This is a genomic window from Sphingomonas sp. CFBP 13706 (assembly GCF_014842355.1).
Lineage (GTDB): Bacteria > Pseudomonadota > Alphaproteobacteria > Sphingomonadales > Sphingomonadaceae > Sphingomonas > Sphingomonas aerolata.
In genome coordinates, this window is record NZ_JACYVM010000011.1 from 26132 (window position 1) to 49726 (window position 23595).

General features: G+C 65.5%; 19 protein-coding genes and 1 tRNA gene. 14 read left to right on the plus strand and 6 right to left on the minus strand.

Annotated elements, in window-relative coordinates:
- Window positions 1-10 precede the first annotated feature (10 nt).
- The 6 genes from IFS44_RS16675 to IFS44_RS16700 all read left to right on the plus strand — a co-directional run bounded on the left by IFS44_RS16675 (window position 11) and on the right by IFS44_RS16700 (window position 5643).
- Window positions 11-892, plus strand: coding sequence for a UDP-2,3-diacylglucosamine diphosphatase (locus IFS44_RS16675; RefSeq protein ID WP_192099300.1), 882 nt, complete (start codon window positions 11-13; stop codon window positions 890-892).
- A 45-nt stretch (window positions 893-937) separates the two neighbouring features.
- On the plus strand, window positions 938-1972 hold the full coding sequence (locus tag IFS44_RS16680) for a glycosyltransferase family 4 protein (protein WP_159511756.1): 1035 nt from the start codon (window positions 938-940) through the stop codon (window positions 1970-1972).
- Window positions 1973-2083: 111 nt separating this feature from the next.
- The gene (locus IFS44_RS16685) at window positions 2084-2761 is read left to right on the plus strand and encodes a DUF1013 domain-containing protein (protein WP_081874195.1); all 678 of its coding nucleotides are present in this window, start codon (window positions 2084-2086) and stop codon (window positions 2759-2761) included.
- A 177-nt stretch (window positions 2762-2938) separates the two neighbouring features.
- Window positions 2939-4003, plus strand: coding sequence for an MBL fold metallo-hydrolase (locus tag IFS44_RS16690; protein WP_192099345.1), 1065 nt, complete (start codon window positions 2939-2941; stop codon window positions 4001-4003).
- Between the two features lie 35 nt (window positions 4004-4038).
- On the plus strand, window positions 4039-4908 hold the full coding sequence (locus IFS44_RS16695) for a dienelactone hydrolase family protein (RefSeq protein ID WP_192099301.1): 870 nt from the start codon (window positions 4039-4041) through the stop codon (window positions 4906-4908).
- Between the two features lie 117 nt (window positions 4909-5025).
- Entirely contained in the window at window positions 5026-5643 is a 618-nt protein-coding gene (locus IFS44_RS16700; RefSeq protein WP_192069811.1) for a glutathione S-transferase family protein, read from the plus strand.
- Window positions 5644-5859: 216 nt separating this feature from the next.
- Here IFS44_RS16700 and IFS44_RS16705 read toward each other — a convergent pair whose 3' ends face one another.
- Together IFS44_RS16705 and IFS44_RS16710 are read right to left on the minus strand one after the other, a co-directional pair.
- Complete coding sequence (locus tag IFS44_RS16705) at window positions 5860-7449, minus strand: DEAD/DEAH box helicase (protein WP_192099302.1); 1590 nt, start codon at window positions 7447-7449, stop codon at window positions 5860-5862.
- 130 nt (window positions 7450-7579) lie between these two features.
- Window positions 7580-8053 carry a hypothetical protein gene (locus tag IFS44_RS16710; RefSeq protein ID WP_031439984.1) on the minus strand — a complete coding sequence of 158 codons (474 nt, stop codon included), beginning with the start codon at window positions 8051-8053 and terminating at the stop codon, window positions 7580-7582.
- Between the two features lie 66 nt (window positions 8054-8119).
- Between IFS44_RS16710 and IFS44_RS16715 the strand changes: the two genes are divergently transcribed.
- Window positions 8120-9568, plus strand: coding sequence for an FAD-binding oxidoreductase (locus IFS44_RS16715; RefSeq protein WP_192099303.1), 1449 nt, complete (start codon window positions 8120-8122; stop codon window positions 9566-9568).
- A 64-nt stretch (window positions 9569-9632) separates the two neighbouring features.
- Entirely contained in the window at window positions 9633-10400 is a 768-nt protein-coding gene (locus IFS44_RS16720) for a SapC family protein (RefSeq protein ID WP_031394972.1), read from the plus strand.
- Between the two features lie 305 nt (window positions 10401-10705).
- Here IFS44_RS16720 and IFS44_RS16725 read toward each other — a convergent pair whose 3' ends face one another.
- Window positions 10706-11584, minus strand: coding sequence for an N-formylglutamate amidohydrolase (locus IFS44_RS16725; RefSeq protein ID WP_192099304.1), 879 nt, complete (start codon window positions 11582-11584; stop codon window positions 10706-10708).
- A gap of 97 nt (window positions 11585-11681) precedes the next feature.
- Here IFS44_RS16725 and cpdR point away from each other — a divergent pair, with 97 nt between their 5' ends.
- Together cpdR and IFS44_RS16735 are read left to right on the plus strand one after the other, a co-directional pair.
- Window positions 11682-12059, plus strand: a complete 378-nt coding sequence (gene cpdR / locus IFS44_RS16730) for a cell cycle two-component system response regulator CpdR (RefSeq protein ID WP_031394969.1) — start codon at window positions 11682-11684, stop codon at window positions 12057-12059.
- Between the two features lie 44 nt (window positions 12060-12103).
- A tRNA-Val gene (locus tag IFS44_RS16735) sits at window positions 12104-12178 on the plus strand.
- Between the two features lie 189 nt (window positions 12179-12367).
- On the opposite strand, the gene IFS44_RS16740 is transcribed toward IFS44_RS16735, so the two are convergent.
- Both IFS44_RS16740 and IFS44_RS16745 read right to left on the minus strand, forming a co-directional pair.
- Window positions 12368-13117, minus strand: a complete 750-nt coding sequence (locus IFS44_RS16740; RefSeq protein ID WP_192099305.1) for a TorF family putative porin — start codon at window positions 13115-13117, stop codon at window positions 12368-12370.
- The gene (locus tag IFS44_RS16745; protein ID WP_244648613.1) at window positions 13114-13563 is read right to left on the minus strand and encodes a hypothetical protein; all 450 of its coding nucleotides are present in this window, start codon (window positions 13561-13563) and stop codon (window positions 13114-13116) included. Before IFS44_RS16745 ends, IFS44_RS16740 begins: the two co-directional genes overlap by 4 nt.
- A 336-nt stretch (window positions 13564-13899) precedes the next feature.
- Here IFS44_RS16745 and IFS44_RS16750 point away from each other — a divergent pair, with 336 nt between their 5' ends.
- The 3 genes from IFS44_RS16750 to alr all read left to right on the plus strand — a co-directional run bounded on the left by IFS44_RS16750 (window position 13900) and on the right by alr (window position 18398).
- Window positions 13900-15084, plus strand: a complete 1185-nt coding sequence (locus IFS44_RS16750; RefSeq protein WP_166746858.1) for an acetyl-CoA C-acyltransferase — start codon at window positions 13900-13902, stop codon at window positions 15082-15084.
- Between the two features lie 112 nt (window positions 15085-15196).
- The gene (locus IFS44_RS16755) at window positions 15197-17266 is read left to right on the plus strand and encodes a TonB-dependent receptor (protein WP_192099306.1); all 2070 of its coding nucleotides are present in this window, start codon (window positions 15197-15199) and stop codon (window positions 17264-17266) included.
- 88 nt (window positions 17267-17354) lie between these two features.
- Window positions 17355-18398: an alanine racemase gene (gene alr / locus IFS44_RS16760; protein WP_342366463.1), complete on the plus strand. Its 1044-nt coding sequence runs from the start codon at window positions 17355-17357 to the stop codon at window positions 18396-18398.
- A 142-nt stretch (window positions 18399-18540) separates the two neighbouring features.
- On the opposite strand, the gene IFS44_RS16765 is transcribed toward alr, so the two are convergent.
- Window positions 18541-21798 carry a TonB-dependent receptor domain-containing protein gene (locus IFS44_RS16765; RefSeq protein ID WP_192099308.1) on the minus strand — a complete coding sequence of 1086 codons (3258 nt, stop codon included), beginning with the start codon at window positions 21796-21798 and terminating at the stop codon, window positions 18541-18543.
- Between the two features lie 469 nt (window positions 21799-22267).
- Between IFS44_RS16765 and IFS44_RS16770 the strand changes: the two genes are divergently transcribed.
- The gene (locus IFS44_RS16770) at window positions 22268-23530 is read left to right on the plus strand and encodes a TonB-dependent receptor plug domain-containing protein (protein ID WP_192099309.1); all 1263 of its coding nucleotides are present in this window, start codon (window positions 22268-22270) and stop codon (window positions 23528-23530) included.
- The last annotated feature ends 65 nt before the right edge of the window (window positions 23531-23595 follow it).

Here is a 23595-nt window from a genome sequence, read left to right on the forward strand (position 1 = left end):
GGGCAGGCCGATGGACACCGTCAAGTTTCCAACCGACGCGTTGCCGATCGCCGATGTGGCGGACATCGCGGACTTCATTCATTCGCGACCCGTCGTGCCCGAACGCGTGGTCGACCGGCGGCAATATCGCACGATCTGGATTTCCGACGTCCATCTCGGCACGCGTGGCTGCAACGCGGCAATGCTCAACGACTTTCTCGACCATGTCGACAGCGACACGATGTTCCTGGTCGGCGACATGATCGACGGCTGGCGATTGAAGAAAAAGTTCTACTGGCCGGCGGCGCATAACGACGTGCTGTGGCGGCTGCTCAAGCGCGCGAAGCGCGGTACGCGGGTCGTGTATATTCCGGGCAACCATGACGAGGTGTTCCGGCAATATTCGGGGCTCGACTTCGGTGGGATCTCGATCCGGCGCAAGGCGATCCACGAGACCGCCGACGGCCGCCGCCTGCTGGTTCTGCATGGCGACGAGTTCGACGCCATCACGCTGGCGCATCGCTGGGTCGCGCATATCGGGGATGCTGCGTACACATTGCTCATGGGGCTCAACCGGTGGGTGAACGGCGCGCGGCGACGCCTCGGCATGCCCTATTGGTCGCTCTCGAAGCATGCCAAGGCCAAGGTCAAGAACGCGGTCGCCTTCATATCGCATTTTGAAGAAGTCGTTGCGCACGCGGCCGGCGTGCGAGGGGTCGACGGCGTTGTGTGCGGACACATTCATACCGCGGAAATGCGCGATATCGCCGGCGTTGCCTATTATAACGACGGCGACTGGGTCGAAGGCTGCACGGCGCTTGTCGAGCATTTCGACGGGCGAATGGAACTGCTTCACTGGGCAGACGAAATCGCCGCTCGTGAGGTCGACAACATCGTCACGCTGGCCGCCTGACCCACGTCAATTCGGCTCATGCCGCGGTTACCCAAGGAGACCCCGATGCGTATCGCGATCGTCACCGATGCCTGGAGCCCGCAAGTCAACGGCGTGGTTCGTACCTTGCAGTCCGTCCGGCGGGAACTCGAAGCGACGGGACATCAAGTGCTGATCATATCCCCCGCGCAGTTCGCCTCGATGCCGTGTCCGACCTATCCCGAGATTCGGCTGGCCTTTGCACGGTCGGGCGCAGTCGGACGATTGCTCGAAAGCTTTGGTGCCGATGCGATACACCTCGCGACGGAAGGTCCAGTCTGCCTCGCTGCACGAACCTGGTGCCTGGCCCGAGATCTGCCGTTCACGACCGCCTATCATACCCAGTTTCCCGATTACATCGCGGCACGGACGGGCGCGAACCCCGCCTGGATATGGCGCTATATTCGCTGGTTCCATCGTCCCGCCGAGTCGATCCTGGTCTCCACGCCCTCCGTAGCGGCAACACTTACTGCACAGGGGCTGCATCAGGTTCGCGAATGGGGGCGAGGCGTCGATTTTGCACAATTCGGGCTGGACGGCGCCCGTGATCCGGAGATGGCGGCGCTGCCCGGGCCGATCCTGCTCTATGTCGGGCGCGTCGCTGTCGAGAAGAATGTCGAGGCCTTCCTGTCGTCCGCGCATCGGGGAACGAAGGTGGTGGTCGGCGACGGACCCGCGCGCGCCGCGCTTGCACGTCGCTTCCCCGATGCCGTGTTTCTCGGTCAGCGCGACGGGCAAGGGCTGGCGGCCGCCTATCGGACTGCGGACGTCCTCGTCTTTCCGAGCCGCACCGATACGTTCGGGCTGGTCATGATCGAAGCGCTGGCGTGCGGGACTCCCGTTGCAGCCTATCCCGTCGCGGGCCCGATCGACGTACTCGACCCGCGCGTTGGCGTGATGCATGAAGATCTCGACGAAGCGATCGCGGCGGCACTGACCCGCGATCCCGTTGCCTGCGCCGCCTATGCTGCCCGGTACAGCTGGCCCGCAAGTGCGCGCCAGTTTCTGCGTGCCCTTGTTCCGCTTGCCCGTCCACTCGATCGACCGCGCATGGCGGCATGATGCGACGCGACGATCGCGCGCTTGCCTGTTAGTCATGGGCGCACTAAGTCATGTGTCATGTCAGGCCGCTCCGAAAGGGGCGGCCCTTTCTATTTTTACGGAGTTTCCGCCGTGGCCCAGCCGCTCATGCCCCATGCGACCGCCGCCTGGATGGTCGACAACACTGCGCTCAGTTTCGAACAGATCGCAGATTTTTGCGGTCTGCACATTCTCGAGATCCAGGCGATCGCCGACGACACCACGTCGACCAAGCTGACGGGGCGCGATCCCGTCCGCGCGCATGAGGTCACGCAGGACGAGATCGACAAGGGCGCGGCCGATCCCGATTATCAGCTCAAGATGATCAAGGGTCCCGAGCAGGTCCGCCGGACCAAGGGCCCGCGTTACACGCCGGTGTCCAAGCGCCAGGACAAGCCCGATGGCATTGCCTGGATTATCCGTAATCATCCCGAGATCACCGATGGCGCAATCTCGCTGCTGATCGGCACGACGCGCACGACGATCGCTGCGATCCGTGACCGTAGCCACTGGAACATCGCCAACATCACGCCAAAGGACCCGGTCACGCTCGGCCTGACGTCGCAGCGCGAGCTTGACGCCGCGGTTGCCAAGGCCGCCAAGGCGGCGGGTATGGAAGCACCGACCGACACGCGTCTCGAGGGCGATCGTGAGGCGCTGCTCGAGCAGCTTCGTAACGAGCGTACGCAGGCAGCGGCGGACGCGCAGTTCGTCGCAGAGGGCGGTGTCCTGCCGGTCAAGCCGCTGTTCGACGACCCCTTCAAGCGCTGAACGTTCCCGTTCCCCGCGTGGCGCGGTGCGGGGGCGGTACGGGCTATCGAATAGGTTTGCGGTCCTGACGGCGCGGGGATGGCCGGCGGCACAGGGCGTTGAGGGCACGCGGCATGGCTGATGCGCGTGTCGGCCCGGGGACTATCTCTGGCGCCTTGCGGTTGCTACCTGCGACACATGACGTCGCTGCCGGCTCCACAGGATGAACCGCTAACACACAAGGGGCTGGTCTACCCCTTGGGCCACCGCGAGCCCGAACCCGGTAACGTATTTCGCATCGCTCCCGGCGTTGACTGGGTACGCCTCAAAATTCCCGGTCCGCTGCGTCACGTGAACTGCTGGATGCTCGCCGATGGCGACGGCGACGCGCTCGTCGATACGGGCATGAATACGCCGGAAGCGCGCGACGCGTGGACCGCAATCTTGGCAGGGCCGAAGTCGGGCGTCCGCATCACCCGCGTGATCGGCACGCATTTTCATCCTGATCATATCGGCCTTGCTGGTTGGCTGTGCGAGGCGCACGACGCGGCCCTCGTCATGACCCGGGGCGAATGGCTGACCGCACGAATGCTGGCCGCTGATGCCCGGGATGCCGTTCCTGCCGAAATGCTGGCATTCTGGCGCGGTGCGGGCTGGGACAGTACGCAGATCGCGCATGCCAGCGCGAAGGGGTGGGCGGGATTCCGCAAGATCATCACGCCGCTTCCCTTGGGTTACACGCGGATCACCGACGGTGACGTGTTGACGGTAGGCCGCGATGACTGGCAGGTCGTGATCGGGTCGGGCCACAGCCCAGAGCATGCATGCCTTCTCAACGAAGCATCGGGCATCCTGATTGCCGGGGATCAGGTTCTGCCCCGTATCAGCCCGAATATCTCTTTGGGAATCACCGAGCCGCATGCGGATCCGCTTGGCGAATGGTTTGCCGCGATCGCCCGGCTCAAGACATTGCCCGCAGATTTGCTGGTCCTGCCGGGGCATGGCGATCCGTTTACTGGTCTTCATACCAGGCTTGGCGCGATGGATCGTGAGCACCGCGAACGGCTCGACGAACTCGCTGCCTTTCTCGCCGAGCCGCGTCGTGCGGTTGAGTGTTTCGGACGGCTGTTCCGGCGCGCAATCGGCCCCGATCTGCTCGGCATGGCGACGGGTGAAGCGCTCGCGCATCTGCGTCGGCTCGAGGTCGAGGGCCGCGCCGTTCGGGACAGTGTCGATGGCGTGTGGTGGTGGCGCGCAACGTGAGCTAGCATCGGATCAAAGCCGGCAGGAGAGGCCCCATGTGCGACGAGCATACCGCAGACGATAACGAACACTATCTCGCCGCCATGTCGCGGCGCCAGTTCGGCGTGATGACCGGGGCCGCAGGCCTTGCGATGCTGTTGCCCGTGCCGGCCGATGCGAAGCCGATCAGCGGACGCGACGTGTCGATCAAGACGCCCGATGGTCAGGCTGACGCCTATTTCGTCGCGCCGGCCACCGGGGCTTATCCGGGCGTGCTTGTCTGGCCAGACATCATGGGCCTGCGTCCGGCGTTCCGTCAGATGGCCGATGGGCTCGCGCAGTCGGGTTATGCCGTCCTGGTCGTCAATCAATTCTATCGGTCGACCAAGGCACCGTTCCTTAGCCCCGGTGAATCCTACGACCAGCCGGCCGTCCGCGCGCGAATTGCACCCTTTCGTGACGCGCTTACGCCCGAGGCTACGGTCCGTGACGCCAAGTCCTTCACCGACTTCCTGGATGCGCAACCGCAGGTGGATCACAAGCGTGGTCTGGCGACCACCGGCTATTGCATGGGTGGGCCGATGGTGATCCGCACTGCGGCTGCGGTCTCGGGGCGCATTCGTGCGGGGGCGACGTTTCACGGCGGTGGGTTCGTGACCGACACACCCGATAGCCCGCACCGCCTGATCCCCGCATTAAAAGGCGGCTATCTGATCGCAATAGCGGCGAACGACGATGCGCGCGCGCCGACCGAGAAGGATGTCCTGCGGGCAGCCTTCGCGGCAGCAAAGCGTCCGGCGGAAATCGAGGTCTATCCGGAAACGATGCACGGATGGTGCCCGCCCGACAGCAAGGTCTATAATCCGGTGCAGGCGGACCGTGCGTGGGGCCGTATGCTCGCGCTGTTCGCCACGGCGCTGGCGTAGGACACATCGCCGCTTCGTTCGACGGCACAACCCGCTGGGTGCGATCCGCGATCGCATCTTGACGGCATGGCATCGCCATGAGACCATCGTTCACTCTATGTTCTTGAGGGGCGGGCTATGACGTTGACGCTGTATTCGAATCCGATGTCGCGGGGGCGTATTGCTCGCTGGATGCTCGAGGAGACCGGGGCCGCTTACGATACGGTAATGCTCGATTATGCGACAACGATGAAGGCGGCGCCGTATCTTTCGGTCAATCCGATGGGCAAAGTGCCGGCTATCGTCCATGACGGCCACGTCGTTACCGAATGCGGCGCGATCTGCGCCTATCTGGCCGACGCCGTGCCCGAGGCACAATTGGCGCCGACGGCCGACGAGCGGGCCGACTATTATCGATGGCTATTTTACGCGGCCGGGCCTCTGGAGGCCGCGATTACCAACCGATCGCTCGGCGTGGTCCCGACCGAGACGCAGCAGCGGATGGTCGGTTATGGAAGTTTCGAGGCCGCGATCGCCGGACTTGAGCATGCCGTTGCGGCGCATAGCTATATCGCGGGCGAACGCTTCACGGCAGCCGATGTCTATGTGGGTGCACAGGTCATATGGGGATTACAGTTCGGCACGATGCCGAAGCTTGCAGCATTCGAGGCCTATGCCGCCCGCCTGACCGAACGCGCGGCCCATCGGCGGGCAGCAGCGCTGGATGATGACGCTATGGCCAAGATGGCGTCATGAAGTTGCGCTAGGAGGTCGAATGCCCGATCAGGCGGCCTAGGACGCGAGCTAACCCGCCAGCGCCTGTGGCCCCATCGCGCGGGCATTCGTCAACTCGGCCACGTGCCCCCGCACTCCCAAGGCGATCGCCGCGTGGATCGACGATCAAAACGGCGAGCGCGCGCTTGTGTCGCTATCGCTCCTATGGTGGGCAAGCCTGAAGTTAGTCTCTCGGCATCACTCGTATCCGCCAATCACGGCATTCAGGAAGCTGGGGAAGGGGCCGTTCCACCCGTCAACCGGCGCGTCGGGCACGGTACTGCGGCGGGTCGCCCGCACGGGATCGACCTTTGGCTCGCGTGCCTGCTCGGGCATGGCGGTCGACGGTGCTGGCGGCACTGTCGGCACCCGGGCCGCGGCAGGACGTTCCGCGACCGGCGCGATGGGCATTGCCGGAGCAACACGGGGAAGCGCAGGCTGTGCGGCAGGGACCGGTTCGTCAATCGGCGTCCGAGCCCAGCGCGATGGTTTCGGCGTGGCAGCGTCCATGGGCGCTGCGATTTCGGCAGCTGCCATCACTTCGTCCTCGACGGCATGGGCAACGACATCGGCACGCGGCACCCGCCGCGTCCGCGACCGCTCGCGCCGCGGTGGCAGCTCTTCATTGCTATCGGACGACGCGGTAGCCGCCGGAGCCAGCGCTCTCGGCTCGGACAGCTTTAGCCGCTCGATCGTCTGGCCCGTCAGCTTTTCGATATTCTGGATATTTTCGGAATCATCGGGTGCGACGAAGGTATAGGCTGTGCCCGTTGCACCCGCACGGCCCGTACGGCCGATCCGGTGGACATAATCGTCTGGATGCCAGGGCGCGTCATAGTTGAAGACGGTCGACACGCCCTTGATGTCCAGACCACGCGCAGCGACGTCCGAGGCGACGAGGATCGTCACCACACCGTTCTTGAACAGGTCCAATTCGGCGAGGCGCTGGGGCTGCTCCATGTCGCCATGGATTTCGCCTGATTTGTAACCCGCCTGCTTCAACACCTTGTTGAGGTCGCGCACGGTCGTCTTGCGATTGCAGAAGATGATCGCGTTGGTGACCTCGTCCTGCGCCAGGATCCGGCGCAGTGTCTCGCGCTTCGCGGTCTGGCTGGCGACGGGGACCAGATACTGCTTGATGTTGAGATTGGTCGATGCAGGGCGCGAGACCTCGATCGTCTTGGGGTTCGACAGAAACTTGTCCGCCAGCTTCTTGATCGGCGGCGGCATAGTCGCCGAGAATAGCAGCGTCTGGCGCGACTTAGGCAGCTTGGTGCAGATTTCTTCGATGTCGGGGATGAACCCCATGTCGAGCATCCGGTCCGCCTCGTCGATGACCAGCAGCGAACAGCCGTTGAGCATGATCTTGCCGCGGCCGAACAGGTCCATCAGCCGGCCCGGCGTGGCGATCAGGACGTCGACGCCCTTTTCGAGCGCGGCGAGCTGGTCGCCCATCGACACGCCACCAATGAGCAGTGCCATCGAGAGATGCGAATTGACGCCGTATTTCTCGAAGTTTTCGGCAACCTGCGCGGCAAGTTCACGGGTCGGCTCTAGGATCAGCGAGCGCGGCATCCTGGCGCGGCTGCGGCCATGGGCAAGAATGTCGATCATCGGCAGCACGAACGACGCGGTCTTGCCGGTGCCGGTTTGGGCGATGCCGATGATGTCACGCATCATCAGAACCGAAGGGATCGCGCCGGCCTGGATCGGCGTCGGCTCGGTATAGCCGGCGTCAGTGACCGCCTTCAGGAGTTCTTCGGAAAGGCCGAGATCGGCAAAGCTCATTTATATGTCCGGGAAAAGGAGGGCGCGCATTATTCCCTCAAGCGCCCCGCCGCTCGCGGATTTCCAGCAAAATGTCAAGGAAAGCGGGTGGCGGCACGACGAAAGTCGCACATCACCCCTGCCGTCTTGTCTATTGCTTGAGCTTCAGAGTCTTGAAGTCATCGATTTCGCAGCGCGCCCCGGACCGCATGCGAATCGCGTCGCGATCGCGACATATCAGACCGTCACCGCTCGGCCGCAGGTAAAAGCCCGGATAATAGTCGAGTGGTTTGCAGTCGCCATCAAGCTTCGCGCGCAATCGCGTGCCGTCCTGCATGACGAGATCGACCGAGCCCGGCTGGCCGAGAAAGGCGCCTGCTATCTCCGCGACGGCGACGCATTTGGGCCCCTTGCGCTCCTTCCACTCGCGCGGCTTTGACAAGGGCGCGCTACCGACGGGTTGGGCCGATCGCCTGAACATGCGGGGGACGCGGATGATGATGCGCTCGTGGATCGAGACCTGCGTGATCTCGACGCGCGCGCGCGTCGGCGCGGCGGGGTTCGCCACGGCCGCGAGGGGGGCGGTGAGGGCGAGGAGGGAGGCGGGAAGCGCAGGGTGAATCATGATGTCGCTAAGCAGCGTTAACCGCGATCGTTGAACGGGAGGTGAATTGCGCTTAGCGGCGCAGTCATGACGCCCGAACAGATCCAGATGCTCGACGCGCTTGCCCCGCAACTCGAGCGCAAGTCCATCGTTACCGATGCCGCCGATATCGCCCCCTGGCTCGAGGACTGGCGCGGCCGGTTCCACGGTGCAGCCCCGCTGATGCTCGCTCCGTCGTCGGTTGCCGAGGTATCGGCGATCGCCCAGGCCGCGCTGGCGTTCCGCGTCCCGTTGGTACCGCAGGGCGGCAACACGTCGATGGTCGGCGGGGCGACGCCGCCCGCCGATGGCCGTGCCGCCCTGCTGTCGCTGCGCCGTCTCAACCGCATCCGGTCGATCGATGCCGAGGCCGGCCTCGCGGTGGTGGAGGCAGGCGCTATCCTGGCCGATCTCGACGACGCTGCGCAGGCGGTCGGCCAGCGCTTCCCGCTGACGCTCGGTGCCCGCGGCAGCGCGACGATCGGCGGCCTGGTCTCGACCAATGCCGGCGGCACGCAGGTGCTGCGGTTCGGGACGATGCGCGGGCTGGTCGCAGGGGTCGAGGCGGTGCTGCTCGACGGCAGCGTCCATGACGGCCTGTCCGCGCTGAAGAAGGATAATCGCGGCTACGACATCGATCAGCTGCTGGTCGGATCCGAGGGAACGCTGGCGATCGTCACCGCAGCCACATTGCGGCTGGTGCCAGCCGTGGCCGCACGCGCGGTCGCCTGGGTCGGGGTCTCCGGACCTGACAGCGCGCTCCGGCTGCTCCGCCGCTTGCAGGCGGCGACTGACCGTGTCGAAAGCTTCGAGATCCTGCCGCGTGAAACGCTAGCGGCAGCGGTCGCGCATCTCCCGGGGACGCGTCCCCCGCTCGACGGCGACCATGCCTGGCATGTCCTGATCGAGGCAACCGCACCGTCCATGGACGGCGAGACCCCCGCGGCGCTGCTCGAGCGCCTGCTGGGCGCCGCGCTGGAGGCAGGGCAGGCCCAGGATGCCGTGATCGCCGCCAGCGAGGCGCAGGCCGCGGCATTCTGGCGGATCCGTGATTCCCTGTCCGCGGCCGAGCGTGCGCTCGGCCCCGCCACCCAGCATGACATCTCGGTCCCGGTCGAGACGATGCCGCGCTTCATGATCGATGCCGCGCGGGCCTGCAACGCGCGGTTTCCCGGTACGCATGCCAGCGGGTTCGGCCATCTGGGCGACGGCAATGTCCATTTTCACGTCCGCGCCCCGCAGGGCACCGATCCCTCGCGCTGGTATGCCGAGGATGCGCCGGTCGTGACGCGCTTCGTCGACGATCTGGTCGTCGCGGCCGGAGGATCGATCTCCGCAGAGCACGGGATCGGCCAGATGAAGATTGGCGAGCTGGAGCGGTTGTCGTCGCCCGCACGGCTGACGATCCTGCGCGCGGTGAAGACCGCATTCGATCCGCACGGGCTGCTGAACCCCGGCAAGCTCGTCACGCTTGCACGGGCAGGCGTCACGCCATAGAGCCTCGCGCCAATCGCCGGCGTCCTGCCGCCCAGATCCTCTGACGAAACACTGGAGATACATGATGGCCAGCGCACCGCAGCTTCCGCTCTTCTACAACGGCCTGGAGCCGCTTTCGAGCGACACGCACGCCGATTACAAGGTCCGCCCGCAGGAGAGCGCGCCGTTCCTCGTCGGCCAGCATGCGATCCCGATCACCGTCGACGAATTCCCGCTGGTGCAGCGTCACATGCCGATCGTCTTCTCGGTCGGCGACGATGCGATCCCGCTGGCGCTGATGGGCCTCAACGAGGGCGTCAACGTCTTCATCGGCGACGACGGCAAGCTGACCGAGAACACCTTCTACGTTCCCGCCTATATCCGCCGCTATCCGTACATGCTCGCGCGGCTGCATCCCGATGCGCAGGAGCTGTCGCTCTGCTTCGATCCGACCTCCGATGCGCTCGGTGCGTTCGACGAGGGCGACGCGCTGTTCGCGGATGGCGCGCCGACCGAGGTCACCAAGTCGATCCTGGCGTTCAATGAATCGTTCGAACAGGCCGGCGCGCGCACGCAGAACTTCATGAAGGAGCTGCGCGAACTCGGCCTGCTGATGGACGGCGAAGTCTCGATCCAGCCCGACGGTGCCGAGCAGCCCTTCGTCTATCGCGGGTTCCAGATGGTCAACGAGGAGAAGCTGATCGACCTGCGCGGCGATGCGCTGCGCAAGATCAGCAAGTCGGGCATGCTGCCGCTGCTGTACGCCCACCTGTTCTCGCTCGCGCTGATGCGCGACATCTTTGCGCGCCAGGTTCAGCTCGGCAAGACGCCGCTGCCGCAGCTCGGCGGCTGATCCGTCCGCACCGACCGATCGCAGCGCGGTCGGTCGGCGCACCGGATGCCGGTCGCTCGCGCCGGGATCCCGGGCTACGATCGTTGCGGCGCAGAATTTTTCGCGTCGGGGTTGAACCAAAATCCCGCTCGCCCATTTTAGACCTGTACGGCACCGTGTCCCCCCCTTTCGCGGCGTCGTACGGCACGCTTCTAGCGTGCCTCCTCCCTGAACCTTGGCCACCTCGTGCTTCGCGCACGGGGTGGTTTTTTTATGTGCCGAGCTGGGATCCCGCTGCGGGGAATTGGTGTCGCTGGCGTTGGCCCTTATTCGGCGGCTGCGGCTCGGGTAGTGGCCGATGCGCCCATGGCCAGCGCCTCGTTCGTCATGGTCGTGAGAAGGGCCTTGAGCAGCCGCACCGTCGCATCCACGCCGGTGCCCAAGCCGTCGAACTGGCGATCCAGATAGAGCGATCGATCGAATTCGAGCTGAATCGCGTGGATCCCTGCGGTGGGACGCGCATGCCGTTCGAGGATATGCCCCCCGGCATAGGGCGCGTTGCGGGCAAAGGGGAGGCCTGTGTCCGCGATCTCGGCCTCGAGGCAGGCTAGGAAGCGCGGATCGGCGCTGCGGCCGAAACGGTCCCCCAGGACGATCCGGGGCGGGCTGCCGCCCGGTACGCCCGCCGCCGAGAGCGGCGGCATCGAATGGACGTCGAGGAGGATCGCGATCCCGAACCGCGCCTGCGCTGCAGCCAGCGCGTCGTGCACCGCGTCATGATAGGGGCGGTGGTCGTTGGCGATCCGGCTGGAGATGTCCGCGTCGGTAAACCGGCGCCGCCAGAGGTCGGGCGCGGCGGCTGCCCGACGCGGCACCAGGCCGAGGCCGCTTCGCAGCTTGGCGGAGGGTTGAGGCTGCGCCATCGGGTTCGCCCCCTCGTCCACGCGCGGATCACGTTCGGCCTCGCTGCGGTTCAGGTCGATCCAGGCGCGTGCCCGGGTCTGCACGATCATCGTCTCGACCGTTCGCGCCCGGGTGGCGACGATGTCGATATGACGGTCCTCGAGCGCCACCACGGTGTCGAACGGGACGCGCAACGCCTCGCGCAATGCGGGCGGATAGTCGCGACCGGCATGCGGTACCGACATCACCACCGGGCTGGCAGGCGGCAGGTCGCCGAAGCGCGTGAACGAAGGAGACTGCATGCGGAAAAGCGTAGGGCGCAATGCATGAACGGGCAAACGATCTGGAAATCTTAACTGCTTATGGAGTAACGGACCGCTAAATCACGGGAATATATCGATGTTGCGAATCCTGCTGGCCGAGGATGATCAGGTCATGCGCGAATATCTTACCCGCGCCCTGCAGCGATCGGGGTATGCGGTGACCGCGGTCGACCGTGGCACCGCGGCGATTCCGCTGCTCGAGACCGAGACGTTCGACCTGCTGCTGACCGATATCGTGATGCCGGAGATGGACGGCATCGAGCTGGCACAGCGTGCTGGCGAGCTCTGCAAGAACCTCCGCGTCATGTTCATCACCGGCTTTGCGGCGGTCACGCTGAAGGCGGGCAAGACGATGCCGCAGGCGCGCGTGCTGTCCAAACCCTTCCATCTCCGCGACCTGGTGGCCGAGGTCGATCGGCTGTTCGAGATGGATAATGCAACAAGCTTCAATTGAGCGCTTGCGCCCCGCGATAAGCGCGGCTAGTGGAGCGCTCCGGCGGGCGTGTAGCTCAGTGGTAGAGCACTGTGTTGACATCGCAGGGGTCGCAAGTTCAATCCTTGCCACGCCCACCATGGAATTGACCCTACCCGGTCTTTCTCGTCTTTGCAGACAGAAAGCCGGGTAGGGATAATTCGAAGCAGAGGATGTCCTCAGGGACGTCCGGGCTTCCCAAACCCCATCATGTCATTTCTGGATCTTCGTGAGCACGGCCCTTCAAGGGGGCCGGACTCGGGAGCGCGGATCAGTGCGCTCCCGCGGGATCAGAAGCCCAGCCGCGCGCGGGCGACGATACGGTCGCCGCTGTGTCGCGCATCCGCAAACGGGCCGGTCGCATCGGCGCGTGCGATGTCGGTGCCGATATAATCGACCCCGAGCGTCAGCGGCCCCTGCTGGCGTTCGACGCCCAATCGCCAATCGGTATAGCTGCCACCGGGACGCAGCCGCTGTATGCGCAGCGGATCCGTCGTGGTGCCCGAGGAGTGCCCGATACCCGCGAGCAGTGTGTAGGGCGTCCCGGGGATCCCGGCATCGGCATTCGCATAAAGATAGACGTTGCTGCCCCCCAGCGCATCCTGCGACGGGGCGAAATCGATCCCACCGACCAGACGGGCCGGACCATAGCTGTACCGCGCGGACGCGCCGATCTCGGCATAGTCCATCCCGGTGCGCGCGCCGGCGAACAGATGCCCGGTCGCGGACGTCCGGAGCGTGACCGCGCCCAGCTCCCACCCCGTCGCCAGCATGACGTCGACGACCGCGTCGGCGCCCGCGTGGCGGTCGGCGTTGCGGAGCGTCGTGACACGCGCGGTCGCGTCGATCCGGCCGAGCGACGCCGCCGCATCCGCGGACAGCACCGCGCGGCCCTCGCTCCAACTGAGCCCGCGGCGTGCCTCGTCGGTGGCGACCTCGATCCCGCCGGAGGGCGCGACCTGTGCCCGCACGGACGTTGGGAGAAAGGCTGCCGTGCTGCACAGGGTCAGCGCGAGTGTATGCGTGAAGGGGCGCGTCATCCTGCGGCCAACGCTCCGTGGATCTGATCGAGTTCGGCGCGGAGTACGTCATGGTCTTCCTGTGCCATCGCGGTCACGTCCTGATGCAGGTCGCGCGTCTTCTCGGCGACCTCGCGCGCGATCGCGGCGCGGCTGCTGCTGCACCATCCCGGCTGGTGGCCCGCCGCGACGCCATCGCGCGCGAAGTTGCGCGTCATCAGCGTCCCCGACGACGCCTTGGCGTGCCGGTCGACGATCATGTTGGCGGTCCAGGCACAACGCAGCGTCGAGGATTGTCCGGCGGGTGCGACCGCACCGATCTGGCGGTGTTCGACGACGACCGCGCCGCGATAACGGACCTCCACGGGGCCGCTGTGATGATCGACCCGCGTCGTGTGTTCGATGGTCGGTGCGGCCATGGTGGCGGCGGTCGCGAGCGCGAGGCCGGCGAGCAACATATGGGTCATGTTCGTCTCCTTTCGGGTCCCGGCTTATGCTGGCCGGTGACGCTTCCAAGTCTGGGCACGGTCGATTGACCATGGCCTGTGAACGCGCGCGTCTGGCGGTTCGTTGCGCGGGTACCGCGTCGGGCCGGGGGTGCGACGTCCTGCGTCCGGCAATTCGGGGCAGCGCGCCACGGCGGCGCGGTGGTGTTGACACGCCATTTACCGCGGGTATGGCAGGGCGATCAGAGCGTCGGTTGCAGCGACTTTGGATGATCCGGTATGGTCCGCGCCCGTGCGCGGCGACGCCGGCCCCGGTCCACTGGCGCACGCCGCATGCCGTTTACAGGAACGATCACCATGACCGACGATCCGATCATCATCGCCAGCTATGCCCGTACGCCGATGGGTGGATTCCAGGGGGCCCTGTCAGGGGTCACCGCGACCGAACTCGGCGCGACCGCGGTCAAGGCGGCGGTCGAGCGCGCACGGGTCGACCCGGCGGTGATCGACCGCATCTATATGGGCTGCGTCCTGCCCGCCGGGCTGGGCCAGGCGCCCGCGCGGCAGGCGGCACTCGGTGCGGGGCTTCCCGATTCGGTCGAGGCCACCACGATCAACAAGATGTGCGGATCCGGAATGCAGGCCGCGATCATGGGGTTCGAGGCGCTTGCCGCCGGGACCGTCGACGTGGTCGTTGCGGGCGGAATGGAAAGCATGACGAATGCGCCCTTCCTGCTCGCCAAGCATCGCGGCGGCGCGCGGATCGGCCATGACGTCGTATCCGATTCGATGATGCTGGACGGTCTCGAGGATGCCTATGAAAAGGGCAAGCCGATGGGCGCGTTCGCCGAGGACACGGCGGGGGCCTATCAGTTCACGCGGGCGGACCAGGATGCGTTCGCGCTCGAAAGCCTGGCGCGGGCGAGTGCGGCGGTCACTGGGGGGCATTTTCGCGACGAGGTCGTGCCGGTGACGGTCAAGACGCGCGGCGGTGACGTCGCGGTCGTCGAGGACGAGCAGCCGGGCAAGGCAAAGCCCGAGAAGATCCCGGGCCTGCGCCCCGCCTTTGCCAAGGACGGGACGATCACCGCGGCGACCTCTGCCTCGATCTCGGACGGGGCCGCGGCACTGGTCCTGACGCGGGCGAGCGTCGCCGCGCGGCTGGGGCTGGCGCAGGAGGCGCGGATCGTCGCGACCGCCGCGCATGCGCACGCCCCCGCGCAGTTCACGACCGCGCCCGTCTCGGCGATCCGCAAGGTGCTCGACCGTGCGGGCTGGACCGTCGGGGACGTCGACCTGTTCGAGGTGAACGAGGCGTTCGCGACGGTGGCGATGATCGCGATGCGCGACCTCGCAATCCCGCGCGACCGGTTGAACGTCAATGGCGGCGCCACTGCGCTCGGCCATCCGATCGGCGCGAGCGGCGCGCGGATCATCGCCACGCTGGTCGCCGCACTCAAGGCGCGCGGTCTGCGCAAGGGCGTGGCGGCGTTGTGCATCGGTGGCGGCGAGGCGACGGCCGTCGCGGTCGAACTGGTCTGACGCAGCCCGGCTGGGGCGGGGGAGCGCGTGCGCGCGCCCGCCTTTGCCCTGGTGTCAGGTCTTTGGCGAAAGAGGCTTTTCGCCGGCGGTGCAATACTGGCATGAGCCCGCAATGACCATTATCGCGCGATCGCGTCGCCTGTCCGCCGTCCTTCTCCTTCCGCTCGCGCTCCCGACGCCGGGCATCGCGCAAAACGTTGCCCCATCGCCCGTCACCGAGACGCCGCCGGTGATCGTCGTCACCGGGCGCGGCCTGGCGGATGCACGCGGTGACCGGGCCTATGATATCGTCACGATCGAGCGCGACCGTATCCAGTCGAGCGCGAGCAACCGGCTGGAAACCGTGCTCGCCGATGTCGCGGGGCTGCAGCAGTTCCGCCGCTCGGATTCACGCAGCGCAAATCCTACCAGCCAGGGCATTTCGCTGCGCGGCATCGGCGGCAATGCGTCCAGTCGCGCGCTGCTGCTGTTCGACGGCGTCCCGCAGGCCGACCCGTTCGGCGGGTGGGTCGCGTTTCCCGCCTATGCGACGGGCCGGCTGGGCCGGATCCGCGTCACGCGCGGCGGCGGCAGCGGTTATCAGGGGCCGGGTGCGCTGGCGGGAACGGTCGAGCTCGAAAGCGCTAGTCCCGATCAGCTGACCCCGTTCCAGGCGGGTATCGCCTATGGCAGCCGCGATTCGGTCGACGCGCAGGCCTCGGCGGCGCTGGTCCGCGACGGCGGTTTCGCGGTCGTGTCAGGGGCCTATGCGCGCGGCGACGGCTTCACGCCGACGGTCGCGGGGTCGCGCGGCGCGGTCGATCGCCCGGCACCGTATGAACAGGCGTCGGGCGCGGTGCGCACGGTGATCGCCGTCGACGCGACCACCGAGCTGCAGCTGAACGCGAGCGCCTTCACCGACACGCGCGACCGCGGCAGCGATTTCACCGACAATCGCAGCGAGGGCGCGGATGCCAGCCTGCGGCTAGTCGGCCGGGGGCGCTGGGGCTATTCGCTGCTCGGTTATCTTCAGACTCGCGCCTTTGCCTCGAGCTTTGGCAGCATTAATGCGGCACGCAGCGCGACGACCCAGTCGCTCGACCAGTATAATACGCCCGCGACCGGGCTCGGTGCGCGGTTCGAGCTTCTCCCGCCGCTCGGTGAGGCGATCACGCTGCGGCTCGGCGCGGACATTCGCGACGTCAGCGGCAAGACGCAGGAGCTGTTCTTTTTTGCCGGCGGCAATCCGACGCGGCGACGCGAAGCGGGGGGCAGTTCGACCACGTCGGGGCTGTTCGCGGACGGCAGTCTCGTCGCGGGCGATGTGACGTTCAGCCTTGGCGGGCGGATCGACCGCTGGACGATCGATCAGGGCTATCTGTCGGAACGCCCGCTTGCCGGCGGGCTGCCGGTCACCGACCTGCGCTATGCCGATCGCGAGGGCACCGAAACGACGGGCCGCGCAGGGATCGCCTATCGTCCCGTCGACGCGGTTACGCTGCGTGTCGCGGGCTATCGCGGCTGGCGGCTGCCGACGCTCAACGAGCTCTATCGCCCGTTCCGCGTCGGCAACGATACGACCGCGGCCAATGCGCTGCTGTCGCCAGAGCGGCTGACCGGGGTCGAGGGTGGGGTCACGCTGGCGCCCGCGCCGGGTGTCAGCATCGCCGCGACCTATTTCTACAACAGGTTGAAGGACGCGATCGCCAACGTCACGCTGTCGTCGACCGCGACCAGCGCGTCGCGCGTCCGCCGCAACCTCGACGCGATCCGCGCACACGGGTTCGAGATCGATGCCGCGTATCGCCCAGGCCCGATCGGCGTCCAGGCTTCGTGGTCGCACGTCAATTCGACCGTGGACGCCTCGGCCGCCGCGATCGCGCTCGACGGGCTGCGTCCGGCCCAGACGCCGCGCGACCAAGTATCGGCGACGGTCGACTGGCGCCGCGATGCCGCCGCCGCATCGCTGACGGTGCGCCATGTCGCGCGCCAGTTCGACGACGATCAGAACAGCCGCAGCCTCGATCCCGCGACCACGCTCGATGCCTATGCGGCCTATCCGATCACCCGCGCGCTGGTCGTCGAGGCGCGCGCGGAAAACCTGTTCGATGAAACGGTCGAGGCGGGGATCAGCAGCGGCACGATCGTCGAACGTGCAACGCCGCGCACGCTCTGGATCGGGCTGCGCTACGCCATGCGGTAACGGACGGATCGGGCCTGAGCGGGGGCGGACACGCGGGAAGGTCATCGACGATGCCGCGCGAGCGCTCTATCCCGCGCGGGTGATCGATATTCCTGCCCCGCTCCGCCTGCGCCTCGACGGCGACGCTCTCGTCCGCAACTGGCAGACGCTCGACCGCATGAGTGGCCGCGCCGCGTGCGGCGCGGCGGTCAAGGCGAACGGCTATGGCCTGGGCGCGGTCGAGGTTGCGCGGCGTCTGGCGGGGGCGGGGTGTCGCGACTTCTTCGTCTCCAACTGGCGCGAGGCGGTCGAACTGGCGCCGCTCGGCCTGGCGGTGTCCGTCCTCCACGGCGTCCGCGACGAGGACATGGCGGCCGCCCGCGCCGGCATCGCGCGCCCGGTGCTCAACACGCCGGCACAGGTCGCGCGCTGGAAGGCCGGGGGCGGGGGCGCGTGCGACGTCATGGTCGACACAGGGATGAACCGCCTCGGCGTGTCCGCGCAGGATATTGCCGACGGGCTGCTCGACGGCCTGACGATCGAGACGTTGATGAGCCATCTCGCCTGCGCCGATGAGGACGCGGCGATGAACGCGGTACAGCGCGATCGGTTCGCGGCGTTGCAGGGCATGACGGGCGCGCGTCGGATGAGTCTTGCGAACTCCGCGGGGATCGCGCTGGGGCACGACTATGCGTTCGATCTGACCCGACCGGGGCTGGCGGTGTATGGCGGGGTGCCGCGAGGGGAACTGGGCGAAGTGATTACGCCGGTGGTTTATCCCGAGGCGGAGATCCTGCAGGTCCGGCGGGTGCGCGCAGGCGACGCGGTCGGGTATAATGCGACATGGACCGCGAAGGCCGACACCGATGTCGCGGTCGTCAATCTTGGATATGCCGACGGGTATTTCCGGGGATTTTCCAATTGCGGCACCGCATGGCATGGCCAGGACCGGCTGGCAGTGATCGGCCGGGTCTCGATGGATCTCGTCGCGATCGACGTGACCTCGGCGACTGTGTGCGAGGGGGACTGGATCGCCTTTGACGCAGCCTTGCCGGACGCGGCCGTTGTGTCGGGGATGTCGCAATATGAACTGCTGACCGCGATGGGCACCAGGTTCCAGCGCCTTTGGGACGCGCCGCGTATATCTGCGTGACGCTTCGCGCGGGCAAGCCGCGGCACTAGGTCACGGCAAGCACCGCATAGGTGTCCGCGGACCGGCGGGTTACAAAAAAAGGGGCGGTGGAAATCACCGCGCCCCCCAAGGGATACCGTTTGTCGCGAAAATCGCGATCAGGTCAGAACTTCGCCTGGAACCCGGCGTAGAATTTGCGGCCCAGCGGCTCGAAGATCGCGGTGCCGGCGCCGATGCCCGTCGAGCCCAGTGGCGGAAGGCGGTTGGTCAGGTTGTCGATGCCGAAGTAGAAGTTCGTTTCGCGCGTGACGTTCACGCCGAACTTCACGTCCATGTAGAACACGTCGGGGTAGTAGGGGATGTCGAAATCGTCGAGGTTCTGCGGCACGCGGCCCTGGAACGACTGACGGTTCTCGGCGGCCCCGACGGACTGCTTCGTGATGTAGCGCATCTGCAGGTTGCCGAAGACCGAGCCGAAATCAGCGCCAAGGTTCCAGTTGACCTGATCCTTGGGCGTTCCGACTTCGCCGACCGTCGTGTCGGCAAAGCCCGGCTGCGTCGGGTCGGTGAACGAGCTGTTGGTCAGCACGTGCGTGTAGATGATGTGGCTGTTCAGGCGAACATCGCCAAAGGTGTGCGTGTAGTTCAGGTCGACGTCGATGCCGCGAACCTGCAGCTTTGCATAGTTGAGCAGGGTCTGCTGAAGGCTGCCCTCGACGATGCGATACTGCTCTTCACCGACAGCACCGGTCTGACCCGCGGGAACGCGAGTAAAGAGCGAGCAGAACTGGTTGCCGGTCGTTGGCGAATCGTAGCAGCTGTTGATGATGCCCTGCGCCGATGGCGCGGTGATCACGTTGTTGACCTTGATGTTGTAGTAATCGACTGACAGCGTCAGGCCCGGGATAAACCTGGGCTGGAGCAGCACGCCATAGGTGTAGGAATCCGACTTTTCGACGTCGAGTTGCGGATTGCCGCCGCTGACAATCTCCAGCGTCTGTGCGTAGACATAGTCGTAGGTGGTCGGAATGCCCGCCGCGGCGCAATTGCCGGCCCGGAACTGCGTGCCCCCCGCGACGTTTCGCGCCGAGCACGGATCAGTGACGTTAGCGAAGTTCTGCGATTGCGGCGAGTAGAGATCGGACAGGTTGGGCGCACGGACCGAGCGAGAATAGTTTCCGCGGAAACGGATCCCATCGATCGGCGTATAGGTCGCGTTGCCGCTATATGCGTAAACCGTGCCTGCCGAGCCCTTGTAGTCCGACACGCGGCCCGAACCGCTCAGTGTCAGCTCGCGGATGAGCGTAATGTCCTTCAACAGCGGTATGCGGATTTCGCCATACGCTTCCTTGACCTCGAACGAGGTCGGGTCGAACTTTCCGATCGCGTTGTAGAAGGTGTAGCCTGACGAGACCAAGGGATCCTGCTCGTAGAAGGCCGTCTCGCGCCGGTATTCGCCGCCGACCGAGAAGCCGATGTCGCCGCCGGGCAGACTGAACAGCTGGCTCAGATCGCCGGAGACGAAGCCGTTGATGTCGAGCTGCGTGATCTTGCCACTCGAAACCGTGTCCTGAAGGACGTAGTTCTTGGCCGCCTGCGAGATATTCCCGGCGCCGAACGGATTGAGCGGCTGGCAGGCGGCGATATCCGCCGCCTGGACGGCTGCGTTTCCGGCGATGTCGCCGCCGAAGGACGCATCGGCGCGCGCCTGACCCGTACCCGGCAGCTGCGATCCGCAGATGATCTGGCCGTTTGCCGGATTGGTGACAGCGTCGAGGGCAAGCACCATGCGCTGCTGGTTCAGATTGCCCATGACCTTCGTCTTTTCGCGGAACTCGCCATAGTTCCCCGCAAGCTCATAGTGCCAGTCGTCGTTGAACGTTCCCCGGACACCGCCGACAAGACGGTAGGTTTCGCGCCGCGCGGCTTCGGTCCGGACGCCCAGATCGGTGAGGTTCTTGCGCAGGATGAAGCGGAAGGACCCGTTGTTGATCGCGGTGATGTTCGCGGCCGTGAGCGGTGCGTTGGTGGTCGGATTGATACCGCTTGCGAGGATCTGCGCAGCGATGGTGTTGCGCGCATCGGCCGACAGATAGGGGTTATCAAGTCGCGGACGCTCGTAGAGAAGGTCCAGCGTTTGGCCGGTGAAGAAGGCCGGTCCCGAGCTCCCCTGTCCGACCGAATCGGTACGCGAATATTTGGCCTCGATGAACGGGACGAAGGCGTCCGATACCTCGAAATGGCCGATGAGATTGGCGGAATACCGGTTGAGTTCTGGCAGGATCTGGATCAGCTGCCCTTCACGGCGCGTGTCGCCATTGCCGCTCAGATAGGATCCGGCCGGAACCGCGCTGGCGCGGAACGGGTTGGTAGCACTGCCCGTGCCGGCCGTTGCGGCAAGGCCGACACGCGAGCCGGTTTGCTGCGCCAGGGCGCCGGACGACTGGAACAGGAAGTTGCACGAGAAGGGGCGTCCGGCATTGTTGAACGTCGCCGTCGGCGTGTTGTCGCGCCCGCACGCGCCGGTCGGGCTTGCAAAGGCGACAAGACCCCCGGCCGAGATCGTTGCCGACCGGATATCGCGGAAGAACACCGAATCCGGAATGCCGTCATAGTTGAGGTTCGTCTGACCGGTAGCGACGCCCGCGGAGTCGGAATCGGTTGCGATGAAGCCGTTGGCCTGGCGCAGATAGTCGCGCTGCGACGCGTAGAGCGCATTCTGCCGCGAATATTCCAGATTGACCGCGAGGTTGCCGCGACCGTCGGCGAAATTCTTGCCCGCCAGGACGCTGCCGAAATAGGATCCTGCATCGCCGCGCTCGCTGATCGCACCCTGGCCGCGGACCTGCAGACCCTCGTAATTGTCCTTCAGGATGAAGTTGACGACGCCGGCCAGCGCGTCCGATCCGTAGACGCCCGAATTACCGCCCGTCACAAGATCGACGGACTGGATCAGGTCAGTCGGGATCGTGTTGGTGTCGACCGATACGGCGTTGTTGAGGATGTCGGACCCGACATGCCGGCGACCGTTGACGAGCACGAGCGTGCGCTGCGTTCCAAGGCCGCGCAGATCGAGCAGGTTGAGGCCGGCCGTGCCGAGGAAGCGGGTCGAGTTCGCCTGGCTATAGGTGCTCTGGAGCTGCGGCAGATCGTTCAGGACGTCGCCGAGCGACGTCTTGGCGGTCGTCGTCAGTTCGACCGCACTGATCGTGCTGACGGGAACCGCGGATTCGCCGTTCGGGCTGGCGATGCGCGACCCGGTGACGAGGATCTCGTCGTTCGCGGGCTGTGACGCTTCGCGCTGGGGTGCTTCCGCAACAGGTGCGACCTGATCCTGTGCGGTTTGTGCCAGCGCAGTGCCGGGCAGTGCCGCAAGCGCGCCGACGATCGCCGTCGCGCCCAGAAAGCGAGAAAATTTCATAATACCCCTTTGCGTTGGCATTTATGCCCTATTCGATGGCGAGAGGGTGACGCCATGCGATTGGCCGCGCAATTGGTTTATTGCTGCAGCATGAACGGAAGTCCGCGTTTTCACAAAACTGTAGCGTTCACGCAACAATTCGACACATCCTCTTCCATATTCCATGTTGTGAACTCGAAGAGGCGAGGTGGCGTTATCACCGCAGCGGGGCGATAGCGGCCGCGTCGTTGTCAACGAGGCTCACAGCTTCCGCCGTGCGATCGCAAACCATAGGGTTTAAACCAAAATACACCTAAGCGGCCTTGCAGGGGTTTTTAACAACAAACATAGATTATAAATCGACATATTGTGTCAAATATGTTGAATTCTTACAACGCGTGCGGCGCCAAATGACACTTCCGTCATGTAAGGGTCGATCTTCGTCCGATGCCTCCCTAGAAAATCACGTGTTCACAGGGGGATATAACTAATGCGATGCAATCTGCTCGTTCGCGTATCCGCGCTTGCCATCTTGGCCGCGGGATTTTCCGGCACCGCCTATTCACAAATCTCGACCACCCCTGAATGCACGCCCGGCCAGGAGCGTCTCGCCGATGGGTCGCTGTGCGCGCCGGTCGCGGGCGAGCCGGCGGTGGGCGCCGATGGCGCAACGCGGCGCGAGTCCGCCCCCGAAGAGATCACCGTCACCGGATCGCGTATCCGGCTGCCGAATGTCGAAGGCACCGTGCCGATCACGGTGATCAACAATCAGTATCTGTCCAATCGCGGCCTGACCAATGCCGCCGATGCGCTGAACGAGACGCCGGGCATTCGCGGCAGCATCACGCCCGCGGGCGCGCAGGGTTCGTTTGGCCAAGGCGTCAATTTCATCAACGGACTTGGCCTGGGTTCGAACCGGACGCTGACGCTGATCAACGGCCGCCGCTCGGTATCGTCCAACGTGACGACGATCTTCAACCAGGGCGGCGCGGGGACGCAGGTCGACGTCAACGTCATTCCGACGCTGTTGCTCGACCGTATCGAACAGATCTCAACGGTCGGGGCGACCACCTATGGTTCAGACGCGATTGCCTCGACGGTCAATTTCATTCTCGACACCCGCCTGAAGGGCGTCCGCTACACCGCATTGAGCGGTATCACGGAAGAAGGGGACGCATTCCGTTACAACCTAGCGCTGGCGGGCGGCTTCGACTTTGACGATGGCCGCGGTAACATCACGCTGGCCTATACGCGCGACTATCAAAAGGGCTTGCTGTACAATTCGCGTGGTTTTCTTCGCGACAATATCGGATCGGCCGACAATCCCTCGACAGCGCAGTCCGCGCAGCTCGGCCGCCCTGCTGGTACGACCGCCGCAAATGACGGCCGGGTGAATACGGGAATAGGTTTCAATGATTCCGGAACTGACGGATTTCCCGGATCGATCCTGGTACGCGACCGGACGTTGCCGTTGCTGACCGGTGGAGGTCTGATCACGTCGGCCTTCGCCAACGCGAACGGGACCGGCTCAGTCGCGGCGGCAGTGCAGAATTATCAGTTCGACCGCAGCGGCAATCTCGTGCCCTTCAACCGGGGTATCCGGTTCGTGAGCGTCCAGCAGGGCAGCGGCGGCGACGGGTTCCGCTTCAACGATTATTCGCAGATCACCAGCGATCTGCGGCGCAACGTGTTCAACGGCTTTGCCGGTTACGACTTTTCCGATGCGTTCAAGGTCTTCATCGAGGCAACCTAATTCCAGTCGCGCGGTGACGAACTGGTTCAGCAGCCGACCTTCAACAGCAGCCTGTTCGGCGGTCT